The organism is Aeromonas media, assembly GCF_020423125.1.
Lineage (GTDB): Bacteria > Pseudomonadota > Gammaproteobacteria > Enterobacterales > Aeromonadaceae > Aeromonas > Aeromonas media.
The window spans coordinates 1,718,423-1,731,953 of sequence record NZ_CP075564.1 but is presented as its reverse complement, the minus strand read 5'-3'; the positions used below and the strand labels follow the sequence as shown (position 1 = coordinate 1,731,953).

Below are 13,531 nucleotides of genomic sequence, written 5' to 3'. Positions count from 1 at the left end.
TTACGCATCGCTCGGCTCCCCCTTCTTCTCGCCCTGCTCGGTTCCGCTCAGCACCCCACGGCGGATCTGATCCAGTTCAATGGATTCGAACAGTGCCTGGAAGTTGCCCTCGCCGAACCCCTCGTTGCCCTTGCGCTGGATGATCTCGAAGAAGACCGGGCCGATGACGGTGTCGGTAAAGATCTGCAGCAGGATGCCGTCCTTGGTGGGCGAGCCGTCGATGAGGATGCGCAGCGCCTTGAGCGCCTCCAGATCCTCCTGATGCCCCTCCACCCGGCTGTTGACCTTCTCGTAGTAGGTGTCCGGGGTCGGCATAAAGCCGGTGCCGCGACCACGCAGGGTACGGATGGTCTGGTAGATGTCGCTGGAGGCGAGCGCTATGTGCTGGATCCCCTCCCCCTTGTACTGGCGCAGGTACTCCTCGATCTGGGACTTGTCGTCGGAGGATTCGTTGATGGGGATGCGGATCTTGCCGCAGGGGGCCGTCATGGCGCGGGAATGTAGCCCGGTCAGCTTGCCTTCGATGTCGAAGTAGCGAATTTCCCGGAAGTTGCCGATCCGCTCGTAGAAGTTGGACCAGGCGTCCATGTTGCCGCGATGGACGTTGTGGGTCAGGTGATCGATCTCGTAGAGCCCCGCATCCACCTCGGCCATGCGCACCTGCCAGTCGGGATAAAAGACGAAATCCACGTCATAGATGGAGCCCTGCTCGCCGTAGCGGTCGACAAAGGAGAGGGTGCTCTCGCCGATGCCGTAGATGGCGGGGATGTTGAGCTCCATGGGCCCTATCTTGCCGACGAAGGGTTTGGCCCCCTTGGCGATGGCGTACTGCTGAGCACGGCCCGCATCCGCCACCCGAAATGCCATGCCGCAGACGCTGGGCCCGTGCAGGCTGGCAAACTGCTCCGCCTGGGAGTGGGGCTCGGCGTTGACCACAAAATTGATGTCCCCCTGGCGGTAGAGCCAGCACTGCTTGTGCTTGTGTCTGGCCACCTCCGCAAACCCCAGGGAGACGAACAGCGCCTTGAGGGCGGCAATGCCCTTGAGATCCGGGGCAGTGTACTCGACGAATTCGAACCCATCGGTGCCGAGGGGATTGATGGTATGGGAACGGGAAGAAGAGGTCGTCATGATGCGCTCCTTGCGATGGATTGATAACGAAACGGGTCACACCGGGACCACGACAGGCAGTCGCCACCGGCATTGTTAACAACTTGTTTCATTAGAAACAGGGGCGGAGCAGAAGAGAAGAGGCGGGTTTCAGATAGTTTGGCGAAAGCCACCGCCATAAGATGTAAATAGATTGTGACATTGCAGCCTGAGCCTTGCGGACAGCCCCACGGCGCACCGCAAGGCTGTCAGCTTTGCCTTACAGCTGCCAGTTTTTCACCTCGAGATGGGGCAGGCTGACCCTGGCCTGTTGCAGCCGGCGGGCGCTGGGATTGATGAGCCAGGCCTCCTCCCCCAGTGCCAGCAGCGGCAGATCATGCAGGCTGTCACTCAAGGCCAGCGTGGCGCCGAGGGCGCGGATCCCGTGCAGGATCTTGTGCCGGCCGTGGCAGTAAAAGCGCGGCACCAGGCCGCCGAGACGATAGTGCATTCGCGAACCGATGATGCGATGGGGCAGCCTTGGCAGTTGCCGATGGAGCTGTGCCCGGACCAGGGCGCGGGGGCTGGCGGAAAGCACCCAGCAACGGTGCCCTTCGGCCAGCAGCAGGGCGCGTGCCTCCCGAAACAACCCCGGCCGGGTGTGGCAATAGGCCCGTACCAGCTGGCGCCAGCCGAGCGGCGAGAGCCCCAGGGTGATGGCCCACCAGATAAGCGAGATCCCCTGACGCCGCAGGCTGGGCACCAGATACACCAGGCCACCCAGTGCGATCACCGGCAGCAGCAGTGGCCAAAGCCGGCGGCGCAGGATGAAGCGCAGCAGGCCGGCGTGACTGTCCCCCGGCGCCAGGGTGTCGTCAAAGTCGGCCAGGATCCAGCCCGAGCCGGGCGCCGCGCGGGAGGCCATCACTCGCTCAATCCAGCGATGGCGGCGTGCAACTCGGGCAGGAGGAACAGCGCCCCCTCATCCGGTGGGCAGACGAGATCGAAAACCTCCCCTGCCAGGGTAAACTGCAGGCGCCAGGCGTGCAGGTAGCCGCGATCGGCGACCGTGCCACCGTAGCGCGCGTCCCCGAGGATGGGGGCACCAATGCTCTTGAGGGCGACCCGGATCTGGTGGGTCTTGCCGGTCTGGGGCTTGATGCGATAGAGCCGCAGCCCCTCCCGCACCGCCACCGAATCGAACCAGCTGATGGCCGGGTTCTGCTGGGTGCGGGCCAGCATCCAGCTGCCGCCACGCCCTTTTTCCATGTCTCCCTTGACCCAGCCCTGCTTCTTCTTCGGCTTGCGATCGGAGAGGGCCAGATACTGCTTGCTCACCTCCCGGGCGGCAAAGGCCATGCTGAGGGCCCGGTTAGCCTCCGGGGTGCGCGCCAGCAGCACCAGCCCCGAGGTCATTTTGTCGAGGCGATGGACAGGATAGAGTTCGAGGCCGGTATCCATCTTGACCCGATTGACGAGCCCGGGCTCACCGCCCTCGTCATGCATGCCAAGGCCTGGACCCTTGTTGATCACCATGAAATCTTTGTGCTGCAACTGTATCCGGTACATCTATAACCCTTTAGAATGTGATTTGTTAACAAGTTGAATGCGGGCCTGCTGGCCACCCCATGGATCCTCAGCACAAGAATCGCACGGATGACGAGATACCTGTTTTGGCTGCTATTGCTTGGCGCCAGTTACGCTTTCCCTGTCCAGGCAAGTGACCGTCCCCATGAACCTCCGGATCGGGTCGTCTTGCAATTGCGCTGGCTGCATCAACCCCAGTTCGTCGGCTACCACATGGCCAAGGCCAAGGGGTTTTACGCCGAGGCCGGACTGGACGTCGAGATAAGACCCGGCGGCAAGGGCATAAGCCCGGTCCAGGAAGTACTCAGCGGTCGCGCCGACTTTGGCGTCGGCAACACCGAGGTGCTGACCGGCTACGCCAATGGCGAACCCCTGCTGGCACTGGCCAGTGTCTACCAGCACTCCCCGTCCATCTTCCTGGCCCGTCGCGACAGCGGCATTCTCACCGTTGCGGACATGCGTGGCAAACGGATCATGATGTTCCCCGGCCATCAGGACGCCGAGCTGCTCGCCACCCTCTACTATCAGGGGCTGCACGAACGCCAGCTCATCCCGGTGCCGACTTCGGTCAACATCGACGATCTGATCGCCGGCAAGATAGACATCTTCAACGCCTACCTGAGCAACGAGCCTTTCTACCTGGAAGAGCGCGGCGTCTCGGTCTCCGTCATCAATCCCCGCAACTACGGCATCGATTTTTACAGCGACATCCTGTTCACCACTCAGGACGAGGAGCACACCAACCCGGATCGGGTGGCGCGGTTTCGGGCCGCGAGCCTCAAGGGGTGGCGCTACGCCCTCGCCCACCCGGCCGAGGCCATCGACCTGCTGCGCAAAGAGTATGGCGTCAACCGCAGCCAGGCCCACATGGAGTACGAGCTGCAGATGAGCAAGGAGATGATACAGCCGCTCTATGTGGAGATCGGGTATATGAATCCGGATCGCTTCGCCCACATCATGCAGCAACTGGTCGAAATAGGGCTGGTTCCAAAGCCGGTGCCACTGACCCGTTTTCTCTATCAGGCCCCCTCCGAGCAGTGGATCTTCTGGCGCCCCTGGTTCTTGCTGAGCCTGGGGGTTGGCAGCATCATACTGCTGCTCGCTCTCTATCTGCTCGCCAACAACAAGCGACTCTACCGGGAGGTGGCCCTGCGCAAGCAGCGGGAGCAGGAGATACTGCTGTTGGCCAGGCGCGATCCCCTCACCGGATTGCCCAATCGCCTGAACCTGATGGAACAGTTGAAAGCACAGGTAAAGAGCGACAGCCCCGGCTGCCTGCTGTTCTGTGATCTCGATGACTTCAAGCGCATCAATGACAACTTTGGCCACAGCCAGGGGGATGCGCTCCTCTGCCAGCTGGCTCAGCGGATCAACGATGCCATCGGCCATCACCGTTTCTTCGCTCGCCTGGCGGGAGATGAGTTCATTCTGCTGTTGCCCGGCTACAACACCCATCAGGCAGAGGAGGTCACCGAGGTGATCCGGCAGGCCATGGAGGCCCCGTTCGTGGTCAATGGCCAGCCCATGCAGGTCGGGATCAGCATCGGGGTCAGTCACTACCAGAGCGGCTGGAGCCCGGAGCAATGGCTCATCCAGGCGGACAGGGCCATGTATTGCGACAAGAACGGCGGCTTCATTGCGCTGGTGGAGCAATCCAGCTGACAGTGCCATCAACGGCGGGGCCACCCACAGCGCCCAGACAATAAGGCCACCCCAGGGTGGCCTTATTGTCATCTTGTGTTTGCTCGAGGCGGACGTCAGCCGAAGGTCTGCCCCAGGGATTTGAGCTGGCGCGCCTTGGTGAGCAGAATGTCGCTCGAGGCATCCATGTCGTGCATCTTGTTGCTGTTGGTGTGGGAGTGCTGGGAGATGGCGTTGACGTTTCGGCTGATGTCCTCCACCACCGCCTGCTGCTGCTCGGCCGCCGCCGAGATCTGGGTCGACAGATCCACTACCCGCTCTATCTCCGTCAACACCTGATGCAGGCTCTGTGACCCCTGCCGGGTCAGGGTTACACAGGACTGGGTCTGCTCCAGATTCTGTTGCATCATCCCCTTCCAGCCATTCAGGGTACGCTGGATCTGCCCTATGCTGCCCTGGATCTGCTCGGTCGCCTTGTGGGTACGGGTAGAGAGGGTACGCACCTCGTCAGCCACCACGGCGAAACCACGCCCCTGCTCCCCTGCCCGGGCCGCCTCGATGGCGGCATTGAGGGCCAGCAGATTGGTCTGATCCGCTATTCCCTGGATCTCGCTCATCAGCACCCCGATGCGATCCGACTCCTCCGCCAGCGCCACCGCCGCCGTGAAGGCCTGTTCGGCCTGGGTAGCCAGCTCGGTGACCCTGTGCTGGGTATCCTCCAGCTGCTGGTCGGTATGCTGGCAGTGCACCTTGGCCTGGGCAATCTGGTTGTCTGTCTCCTGGATGTTGCGAGCTATCTCATGGGCCGTCGCCGCCATCTCGGTGATGGCGGTCGCCACCTGCTGGGTCTGGATGTCCTGCTCGGCGATGTCGGCGCTCGCCTCGCTGGAGGCCGTCTTGAGATGGACCGCCAGATCCTGCAGGGAGAGGGTCGCATCGTCCACCCGCCCGAGCACTGTGCGGATCCTGGCCTGCAGCAGCTTGATGTGGAAATCGGCGATGGCGCTGGGTTCATCCCCCGAGTAGATGAGCCGGGTCAGGCTGTCGTACTCCTCGGCCAGCTGTTGCAGATAGCGGGGGGTGGTGATGATGGCGTGGCGATAGAGGAGGCCAAGCCACAAAAGGGGCAGCAGCATAAACAAGGCCCCCAAGGGCCCGGTCAGATAGGCACCCGCCGCCAGCATCGACAGGAGCCCGGCGATGGCCAGCCCATGGCGCACGGGGCGCAGGCTCAGGCCCGCCTTGCGATCCCCCTGCTCCACCGCCCTCAATCTCCCGTAGGTTGCGGCGGCGACGGCCTTCATCGCGGGCTCGGCCCGATTGCGTACCGACTGATAACCGCTTATCCGCCCCTGCTCGAAGATGGGGGTGACATAGGCGTCGACCCAGTAGTAGCGACCATCCTTGCAGCGGTTCTTCACCATGCCGCGCCAGGGTTTGCCCTGCTTGAGCTTGCCCCAGAGATCGGCAAAGGCTGCCTTGGGCATGTCGGGATGACGCACCATGTTGTGGTGCTGACCTATCATCTCGGCCCTGCTGTATCCCGCAACCCGGCAGAAGTGATCATTGGCATAAGTAATGACCCCCTGCAGATCCGTGGTGGAGACCAACTGTTCATTGGACGGAAAATCCACCTCTTCATCAACGAGATGAATCTGGGTTCTGTTCATGGCGCACGCCTCTTGTGTGATAACTCAGTGAGCGTAGTCAAGCCATGGCGGCCAGGCCAACGCGGCCCCTCAGGCAGTGGGGATGGCTGAGAGGCCTTCCTCTGAATCTATGACGGCGCCCTCAGTTCTCAGCCACCGGACGGCATTCACGCTCCCGGATCAGCTTCTTGTTCACCTTGCCGACACTGGTCTTGGGGATCTCCTGCACGATGCGGATCTGGCGTGGAATGGCCCAGCGATTGATGCGGCCGCTGTCGACGAACCCCTGCAGGTGGGTCTTGATGGCCTGCGCATCCAGATGCGATCCCTCCTTGCCGACCACCAGGGCCAGGGGCCGCTCTCCCCACTGCGCATCCGGCACCCCGATCACGGCCACCGCATGGACGGCGGCATGGGCGCTGATGAGACTCTCCAGCGCGAGGGAGCTTATCCACTCTCCCCCGGTCTTGATCACATCCTTGATGCGATCCTTGATCTCGACCGTGCCGTTCGGGGTGATCGAGGCCATGTCCCCCGTGTGCAGCCAGCCCCCCTGCCAGAGCTCTGCCCCCTTGTCCGGCTCTTTCAGGTAGCCCTGGGCCAGCCAGGGAGCACGCACCACTATCTCCCCCATGGTCTGGCCATCGTGAGCCAGCGCCCGGCCCTCCTCATCGATGATGCGCAAGTCCACCAGCCCGATGGGCTTGCCGGTGCGGATCCGCAGCGGCAGTTGCTCGGCCATGGGCAGCGCCAGCTCCGCCTCGGTCAGGTGCACCACGCACAGCAGCGGGCAGGTCTCCGACATGCCGTAACCGGCGTGCACCAGGATCCCCTGTCGATGGGCCTGGGTCGCCAGTCCGAGCGGCAGCGCACTGCCCCCCAGCAGCATCTTCCACCCCTCGAACGAGGTCTGTCTGGCCTCCTCGCAGTCGAGGATCATCTGCAAGATGGTCGGCACACAGTGGGAGAAACTCACCCCCTCGTCGCGGTAGAGCCGCACCAGCTTGTCTGGCTCGTAACGTCCCGGATAGACCTGCTTCACCCCCAGCATGGTCGCCACATAAGGGACGCCCCAGGCATGGACGTGAAACATGGGGGTGATCGGCATGTAGACGTCGTCGGAGCGCAGCAACGACTGGCCCGCATGGGCCGCCAGGGTGCCCAGTTCATTCAGGGTGTGCAGCACCAGCTGACGGTGGCTGAAGTAGACCCCCTTGGGATCCCCCGTGGTACCCGTGGTGTAGAACAGGGTCGCCACCGAATTTTCATCGAAGTCGGGGAAGTCGAACTGGTCGTCCGCCCCCGCCAACAGGGTCTCGTACTCTCCGAGCAGCGGCAGACCGGTGGAAGGCGACTCCCCATCGGTCAGCCGGATATAGCCGCGCACCGTGGGCAGCTTGTCCTTGATGCTGTCCATCATGGGCAGAAAGTCGTCATGGACCAGCACCAGATGATCCTCGGCGTGGTGCATGGTGAAGGCGATCTGCTCCGGCGAGAGACGCACATTCACCGTGTGCAGCACGGCGCCTGTCATGGGCACGGCGAAGAAGCACTCGAGGGAGCGATGACTGTCCCAGTCCAGCAGGGCGACCGTGTCCCCCGGCCCTATGCCCGAGGCCGTCAGCAGGTTGGCGAGACGGTGGATCCGCTGATTGAGGGTGCGATAGTCATAGCGCAGCCGATCTGCGTAGACGATCTCCCGGTCCGGGTGTTGGCGCACCCCGGATAGCAGCAGGCTCTTGATCAGCAGCGGATAAGCATGGGCTCCCTGGGCTGGCGGTATGATCCTTGTCTTCACCATACGGACTCCTTCCGATTCGTGTTTGGGCGCAGGGAGGCATCCCTCCCCTCGCAATGGGGTTAGCGGGCGTCGAGACGCCCGAGCAAGGCTTCGGCCTGGGGCCAGGGACCAAATCCGCTCGCCGGGTTGAGGTGTCCCACCGCCCCGGCATCCACCAGCTCGCTGCCCCAGTCCAGGGCCAGGGCACGCACCGCCTCCGGGCTCGCCAGGGGGTCGTTGTGGCTCATCACCACCAGGCTCGGGAACGGCAGCTTCATGCGCGGTAGCGGGTGCCAGCCCCCGGCCTGCATGGCGTGGGAACTCGGATAATGGGATGGCCAGCTGGCGTCCAGATCCGGTGGCGTTACCAGCAGGGCGCCACGGATGGAATGGCGACACCGGGTTGCGCCCTGTTGCGCCACCCAGTGAGCCACCATCAGCACCCCGGCGCTGTGAGCCACCAGGATCACCGGGCCGTCGATGCGCTCCAGCGTCTGTGCGATGGCCTCGACCCTGGCCTGGCAGCTCAGCGTGTCAGAGCCTAAAGGCGGCACTGTCACCACCTTCTCAAGCCCCTCGGCGAGCAGAGTCTGCCAATGGTCTGCCACATGCCCACGCAGGCCGGGCACGATCAATACGGTGGCCTCGGGTTGAAATGCCTTCATCTCTCTTCCCCTGTTCAGGCGCTCCGGCGACGGCCGGATGACATCAGGACCACAGTAAGGTGCCAGCTCCCCGGCTGCTTTACCTTGGATGCCATGAAGTTGTCTTTATATGACAGGAGCCGGGTGACCTGAGGATCAGAGGTCTGTGCAGAACGGGACTCGAAAGACCATGAAGTTGGTTGACGGACAGGGTCATCACATGACACCCGAGACTAACAGATCAGTTAATAAGCACTTTCCAACTTGTAAATGAAATGATAAAAACCAGTTAACAACAAGCAACCAGCAGATGAGCTGTCGCCATGGAAATTGCATCATGACCCTCCTTGCCAGAGCCGCCACCCTCACCAATTATCTCGACATCGCCCGCCAGCTGGGCCTCAATACCCCCAACCTGTTGTCGCAAGCCGGCCTCAGCGCCTCCATTCTGGATGTGCCCAATCAGCGCATCCCCGTCTCCACCATCGTCAACCTGCTCGAGCTGTCCGCCCGGACCGGGAACTGCCAGAGCCTGGGCCTGCGCATGGCGGAGCATCGTCAGCTGTCGGACTTTGGCGAGGTAAGCCTGCTGTTGAGCTACCAGCCCAACCTGCGCGAGGCCTTGCAGGTCATAGTCCAGTACATTCACCTGTTCAATAATGCCCTGGCCATCTTCATCGAGGAGGCGGGCAAGGCGGTGATCATTCGCGAGGAGATCATCACCGACGCCCCCATGCCCTCACGCCAGGCCACCGAGCTCGCGGTCGGCGTCATGTATCGCTTCTGTGCGGCCCAGGTCGGGGTCGGCGCCAACTGGCATCCCATCAGCGTCAACTTCACCCATGATGCGCCGGCGGACCTCACCATCCACAAGCGACTGTTCGGCTGCAAGCTGGAGTTTGGCAGCGAGTTCAACGGCATCGTCTGTCACGCCGCCGATCTGGACATTCCGAACCCCCTGGCCAACCAGGCCATGGCCCGCCATGCCCGCCAGTACCTCGACACCCTGCTGGTGGAGACCCAGCAATCCCTGCTGACCGACGTACGCAAGGCCGTCTACCTGCTGCTGCCCATGGGGCGCGCCACCATAGAGCAGATCGCCCGTACCCTGGGGATGAACGTGCGCACCCTGCAGCGTCATCTGGAAGAGAGCGGCGCCACCTTCAGCGAACTGGTCAACGACGTTCGCCGGGATCTGGTGATGCGTTATCTGCAAAACTCCGGCTACTCCCTCGGCCACATCGCCGACATGCTGGGCTACTCCATGCCCAGCTCCTTCACCCGCTGGTTCAACGCCCAGTTCGGCATGCCGCCGGCCACCTGGCGCTCCCGCCACAAGGGCGTGGTGGCGCAACCCGCACGCGCCGGCCTCGCCTACGGCTGAGACAACCGAGCATTGGCCAGACGAGAGCAGGGAGGCATCCAGCCTCCCTGCTCTTTTTCTCCTTCTGCATGCTCTGTCGTCTTGCTAGCTGGCGTCGGCGCCCACCGGGGTGCAGGGCTTGCCGCCCTCTTGAACATCCCCCTCCCGGTGTGCACGGGCCGTTGCCGCCCCGGTACCGGACAGCAGGAAGTAGGAGAGCGCCGGCACCCCGATCAGGGCCCCCAGCATGTTCCACAGGAACATGAAGGTGAGCAGTATGCCCATGTCGGCCTGGAACTTGATGGGAGACCAGATCCAGCCCACTACACCGGCGGCCAGGGTGATCCCCACCAGCCCCACCACCCGGCCGGTGAAGGCCACGGCCTGGCGATAGGCGTCCACCAGTGACATGCCCCGGCGCTGATGGTGCAGTTGCACGCTCAGCAGGTAGAGGGCGTAGTCCACTCCGATGCCGACCCCGAGCGCAATCACCGGCAGGGTCGCCACCTTGACGCCGATCCCCATGAATACCATCAGCGCCTCGCACAGCACCGAGGTGAGCATCAGGGGCACCAGCGCCACCACGGTCGCCCGCCAGCTGCGAAAGGTGATGAGGCAGAACAGGGTCACCGCCAGATAGACGTAAAGCAGCATGGTACGGTTGGCCTCATGCACCACCATGTTGGTGGCGGCCTCGATGCCGGCACTGCCCGCGGCGAGCAGGAACTGGCGATCCGCGGTGCCGTTCTCCTCGGCAAACCGCTCGGCGATGGTCACCACGCCGCTCAGGGTTTCGGCCTTGTGATCCTTCAAATACGCGATCACCGGCATCAGGGAGCAGTCGGTGTTGAACAGCTCTGGGGTGTTGACCGAGGCCTGCTGGGCGGCATAGTTCAGCACGTTCTGGTTGCGCTGGAGGCTGGCGAGCCTCGGGTTGCCCTCATAGGTGCCGGTGGTGATCTGGCGCACCGCATTGACCAGCGAGCTGGTGGCCTGCACGCCGGGATGCTGCTGCAGCTCCCACCCCAGGCGATCGGCCAGGATCAGGGTCCGGTAGTCGAGGCACCCCTCCGGCGCCGTCTTGATCATGACGGCAAAGAGATCGCTCGAGAGGGCGTAGTGGCCGGTGATGTAGGCGTTGTCCCTGTTGTAGCGGGAATCCGCGCGCAGCTCGGGGGCCCCGCTGTCCAGATCGCCCACTTTCAGGTTCAGGCTCACCAGGTAGCCGCCTATCCCCATGGCCAGACCCAGCACAACCACAACGGTGGCCCACTTGCGCTCGGTGCAGCGATCCAGCAGCGCCCAGAGTCTGCCGAACCCCTGGTTGGCGGCGGCGTGGGTCTCTATCCTGAGCGCTCGCTCGGCCGCCTTGCGGCCCACCCCCACATAGGAGAGGGCTACCGGCATCAGCAGCAGGGAGGTGAAGATGAGCACGGCCACCCCGATGCTGGCGGTGATGGCGAGATCCTGAATGACCGGGATGTCGATCAGCATCAGCACGGCGAAGCCCACCGCGTCGGCGAGCAGCGCCGTGACCCCGGCCAGGAAGAGGCGGCGGAAGGTATAGCGCGCCGCTATCTGGCGGTGGGTGCCACGGGCGATGTCCTGCATGATGCCGTTCATCTTCTGGGCCGCGTGGGAGACCCCGATGGCGAAGATGAGGAAGGGCACCAGCACCGAGTAGGGATCGATGGCGTACCCCAGCCAGGCGACCAGCCCAAGCTGCCACACCACGGCGATGAGCGAGCAGCCCACCACCAGCAGGGTACTGCGCACGCAGCGGGTGTAGAGGAAGATAATGACGAGCGAGGTGACTACCGCCAGGGCGAAGAAGAGGATCACCTGAATGAGGCCATCGATGAGATCCCCCACCAGCTTGGCAAAACCGATCACCCGGATCTTGTACTGACCCGTCCCCTCCTCCCCCGCCTGGTGCGGCTTGCTGTCAAATTCAATCTGGCTGCGCAGCTGCTCGATGCGCTGGGAAAAGGCATGGTAATCGAGGGGCTTGCCGGTGGCCGATGCCTTGTCCAGCAGGGGCACGATCAGCATGCTGGACTTGAAGTCGCTCGCCACCAGGCTGCCGACGATGCCGGCCCGGTTGATGTTCTGGCGCAGTTGCTCGATGTCGGCGGGCTTGCCCTGATAGGCATCCGGCATCACGGGCCCACCCTGGAAGCCCTCCTCGGTCACCTCGGTCCAGCGCACCGCCGGGCTCCACAGGGACTTCATCCAGGCCCGGTCGACCCCTTCCGTCAGGAACAGCTCGTCATTGACCCGTTTAAGTACGCCGAGATAGTCGGGGTCGAAGATGTCCCCCCGGGTATTCTCCACCACCACCCGCACCGAGTTGCCGAGGCCACGCAGGGAATCCCGGTTCTCCAGGAAGTTTTTGATGTAGGGCTGGCTCTGGGGGATCATCTTCTCGAAGCTGGGTGCCAGCGCCAGGCGGGTCGTCCCCATATAGCCAAGCACCAGGGTCGCCAGTGTCATCAATAACATGAACAGGGCTCTATGGTTGAACACCAGCCGCTCCAGCAGGTTGCCGGAGTGCCTGTCGAACTGTGCCAACTCGCGGATCACCGGCATCGCATCTTGCTTCACATGGCCCATCTCTGGATCCTCGTTATCGTTATGGGGCCGTCATCCGGTGACGGCCTGCTTTCACACACGTTATTTGGCCGCAGTCGGCATGCGCACCCCGCGGCTGCCCACCAGCGCCAGGGTGCCATCGGCGGTCAGGGCGGCGCCCGCCACCGGCGATGGCTCGGCCTGGGGCAGCAGCGTGAGCGGCTCGTTGCCACGCTGGAGCAGCATGTGACCGGCCTGGGTAAACAGGCGGAACTGGCCATCGGCCCCCTGCATCGCGGTGCTGATGCTGATGCTGATGGGCAGCGGGCTGGCCAGCCGTACCCAGTGCTGGCCGTCATCCGTGCTGCGATAGGCATGGCCGCGCAGCCCGTAGATCAGCAGCTCACCGGGTCGGCCGATGAGGCCGAAGAAGCTGCCGTCATAGGGGCTTGGCAAGGAGACGAAGCGCTGCGTCCCCGGGTCCCACTTGCGCAGCAGGCCCTGCTCACCCACGAGATAGAGGTCGTCACCGGCCCGGGCGATGGCATTGAGGTGCAGCCCCTGGGGGTTGTCGGTGCGATCCTGCAGCGGTGTCCAGCTTTGGCCACCATCCTGGGTGCGCAGGATCAGGTTGAAGACCCCGACCACGTAGCCGACCCTGTCATCCTGGAACCAGACGTCGAGCAGCGGCTTGTCGGCCCCCTCCTCCACCAGGCGCTGGCCCTCCTCCACCCATTGCGGCCACTGCGCGCTGTCCGGCTCGGCACGGGCCAGCGCCGTGTAATGACGCAAGACCAGTTCCCCGATCTGGCGGCCATCCAGTTGTTTTTGCCAGCTGGTGCCGCCATCCTGGCTGTGCAGCACCACGCCATCCCCCCCCACCGCCCAGCCCTGCTCGGGAGTGGGGAAGACGACGGCGTTCAGATCCGAACTCACCGGCACCCTGGCCTGCTGCCAGCCCTTGCCTTCGTCGTCGGAGTAGAGGATGTGACCCCGCTGCCCCACCGCCACCAGCCGCGACCCGGCACGGGTCAGATCCAGCAGAGGGCTGTGCCGGGCCAGGGCGCTCGGCTTGGCTGGCAGATCCAGCACGTCGATGTATTCAGACGCCAGCACGGCACCCTGCATCAGCAGGGCGCAGCACAGCGCCAACTTGTTGAATGAACCCATACGTCCTTGCCTCCATATGCGCCGGGGACGCCGGCAC

General features: G+C 63.6%; 10 protein-coding genes. 2 read left to right on the top strand and 8 right to left on the bottom strand.

The genetic code is table 11. From position 1 onward, the window contains the following. The 3 genes from hppD to KI797_RS07990 form a co-directional block, all read right to left on the bottom strand. Positions 1–1,131: a 4-hydroxyphenylpyruvate dioxygenase gene (gene hppD, locus KI797_RS08000; RefSeq protein WP_226172465.1), complete on the bottom strand. Its 1,131-nt coding sequence runs from the start codon at positions 1,129–1,131 to the stop codon at positions 1–3. 238 nt (positions 1,132–1,369) lie between these two features. Further along, on the bottom strand, positions 1,370–2,014 hold the full coding sequence (locus tag KI797_RS07995) for an HAD family hydrolase (protein ID WP_226173047.1): 645 nt from the start codon (positions 2,012–2,014) through the stop codon (positions 1,370–1,372). After that, positions 2,014–2,658 carry a TIGR01621 family pseudouridine synthase gene (locus KI797_RS07990; RefSeq protein ID WP_226172463.1) on the bottom strand — a complete coding sequence of 215 codons (645 nt, stop codon included), beginning with the start codon at positions 2,656–2,658 and terminating at the stop codon, positions 2,014–2,016. The genes KI797_RS07995 and KI797_RS07990 overlap by 1 nt, the downstream gene beginning before the upstream one ends. An 87-nt stretch (positions 2,659–2,745) precedes the next feature. Here KI797_RS07990 and KI797_RS07985 point away from each other — a divergent pair, with 87 nt between their 5' ends. Then, positions 2,746–4,338, top strand: coding sequence for a GGDEF domain-containing protein (locus tag KI797_RS07985; RefSeq protein ID WP_226172461.1), 1,593 nt, complete (start codon positions 2,746–2,748; stop codon positions 4,336–4,338). Positions 4,339–4,433: 95 nt separating this feature from the next. Here the strand turns inward: KI797_RS07985 and KI797_RS07980 are convergent, their stop codons facing one another. The 3 genes from KI797_RS07980 to KI797_RS07970 all read right to left on the bottom strand — a co-directional run bounded on the left by KI797_RS07980 (position 4,434) and on the right by KI797_RS07970 (position 8,411). Further along, entirely contained in the window at positions 4,434–5,987 is a 1,554-nt protein-coding gene (locus tag KI797_RS07980) for a methyl-accepting chemotaxis protein (protein WP_226172460.1), read from the bottom strand. 121 nt (positions 5,988–6,108) lie between these two features. Then, positions 6,109–7,767, bottom strand: coding sequence for a fatty acid--CoA ligase (locus KI797_RS07975; RefSeq protein ID WP_226172459.1), 1,659 nt, complete (start codon positions 7,765–7,767; stop codon positions 6,109–6,111). 59 nt (positions 7,768–7,826) lie between these two features. Next, positions 7,827–8,411 carry an RBBP9/YdeN family alpha/beta hydrolase gene (locus KI797_RS07970; RefSeq protein WP_226172458.1) on the bottom strand — a complete coding sequence of 195 codons (585 nt, stop codon included), beginning with the start codon at positions 8,409–8,411 and terminating at the stop codon, positions 7,827–7,829. 316 nt (positions 8,412–8,727) lie between these two features. Here KI797_RS07970 and KI797_RS07965 point away from each other — a divergent pair, with 316 nt between their 5' ends. After that, the gene (locus KI797_RS07965) at positions 8,728–9,774 is read left to right on the top strand and encodes an AraC family transcriptional regulator (protein ID WP_042648392.1); all 1,047 of its coding nucleotides are present in this window, start codon (positions 8,728–8,730) and stop codon (positions 9,772–9,774) included. 84 nt (positions 9,775–9,858) lie between these two features. Here KI797_RS07965 and KI797_RS07960 read toward each other — a convergent pair whose 3' ends face one another. Next, the gene (locus KI797_RS07960) at positions 9,859–12,366 is read right to left on the bottom strand and encodes an efflux RND transporter permease subunit (RefSeq protein WP_226172457.1); all 2,508 of its coding nucleotides are present in this window, start codon (positions 12,364–12,366) and stop codon (positions 9,859–9,861) included. Between the two features lie 60 nt (positions 12,367–12,426). Then, positions 12,427–13,494 (bottom strand): WD40/YVTN/BNR-like repeat-containing protein, encoded by a 1,068-nt coding sequence (locus KI797_RS07955; RefSeq protein WP_226172456.1) that lies wholly within the window; start codon positions 13,492–13,494, stop codon positions 12,427–12,429. Positions 13,495–13,531 lie beyond the last annotated feature (37 nt).

Coding starts and splice junctions, on each gene's coding strand:
- hppD (WP_226172465.1), bottom strand. CDS start 1,131: ATGACGACCTCTTCTTCCCGTTCCCATACCATCAATCCCCTCGGCACC.
- KI797_RS07995 (WP_226173047.1), bottom strand. CDS start 2,014: ATGGCCTCCCGCGCGGCGCCCGGCTCGGGCTGGATCCTGGCCGACTTT.
- KI797_RS07990 (WP_226172463.1), bottom strand. CDS start 2,658: ATGTACCGGATACAGTTGCAGCACAAAGATTTCATGGTGATCAACAAG.
- KI797_RS07985 (WP_226172461.1), top strand. CDS start 2,746: ATGACGAGATACCTGTTTTGGCTGCTATTGCTTGGCGCCAGTTACGCT.
- KI797_RS07980 (WP_226172460.1), bottom strand. CDS start 5,987: ATGAACAGAACCCAGATTCATCTCGTTGATGAAGAGGTGGATTTTCCG.
- KI797_RS07975 (WP_226172459.1), bottom strand. CDS start 7,767: ATGGTGAAGACAAGGATCATACCGCCAGCCCAGGGAGCCCATGCTTAT.
- KI797_RS07970 (WP_226172458.1), bottom strand. CDS start 8,411: ATGAAGGCATTTCAACCCGAGGCCACCGTATTGATCGTGCCCGGCCTG.
- KI797_RS07965 (WP_042648392.1), top strand. CDS start 8,728: ATGACCCTCCTTGCCAGAGCCGCCACCCTCACCAATTATCTCGACATC.
- KI797_RS07960 (WP_226172457.1), bottom strand. CDS start 12,366: ATGGGCCATGTGAAGCAAGATGCGATGCCGGTGATCCGCGAGTTGGCA.
- KI797_RS07955 (WP_226172456.1), bottom strand. CDS start 13,494: ATGGGTTCATTCAACAAGTTGGCGCTGTGCTGCGCCCTGCTGATGCAG.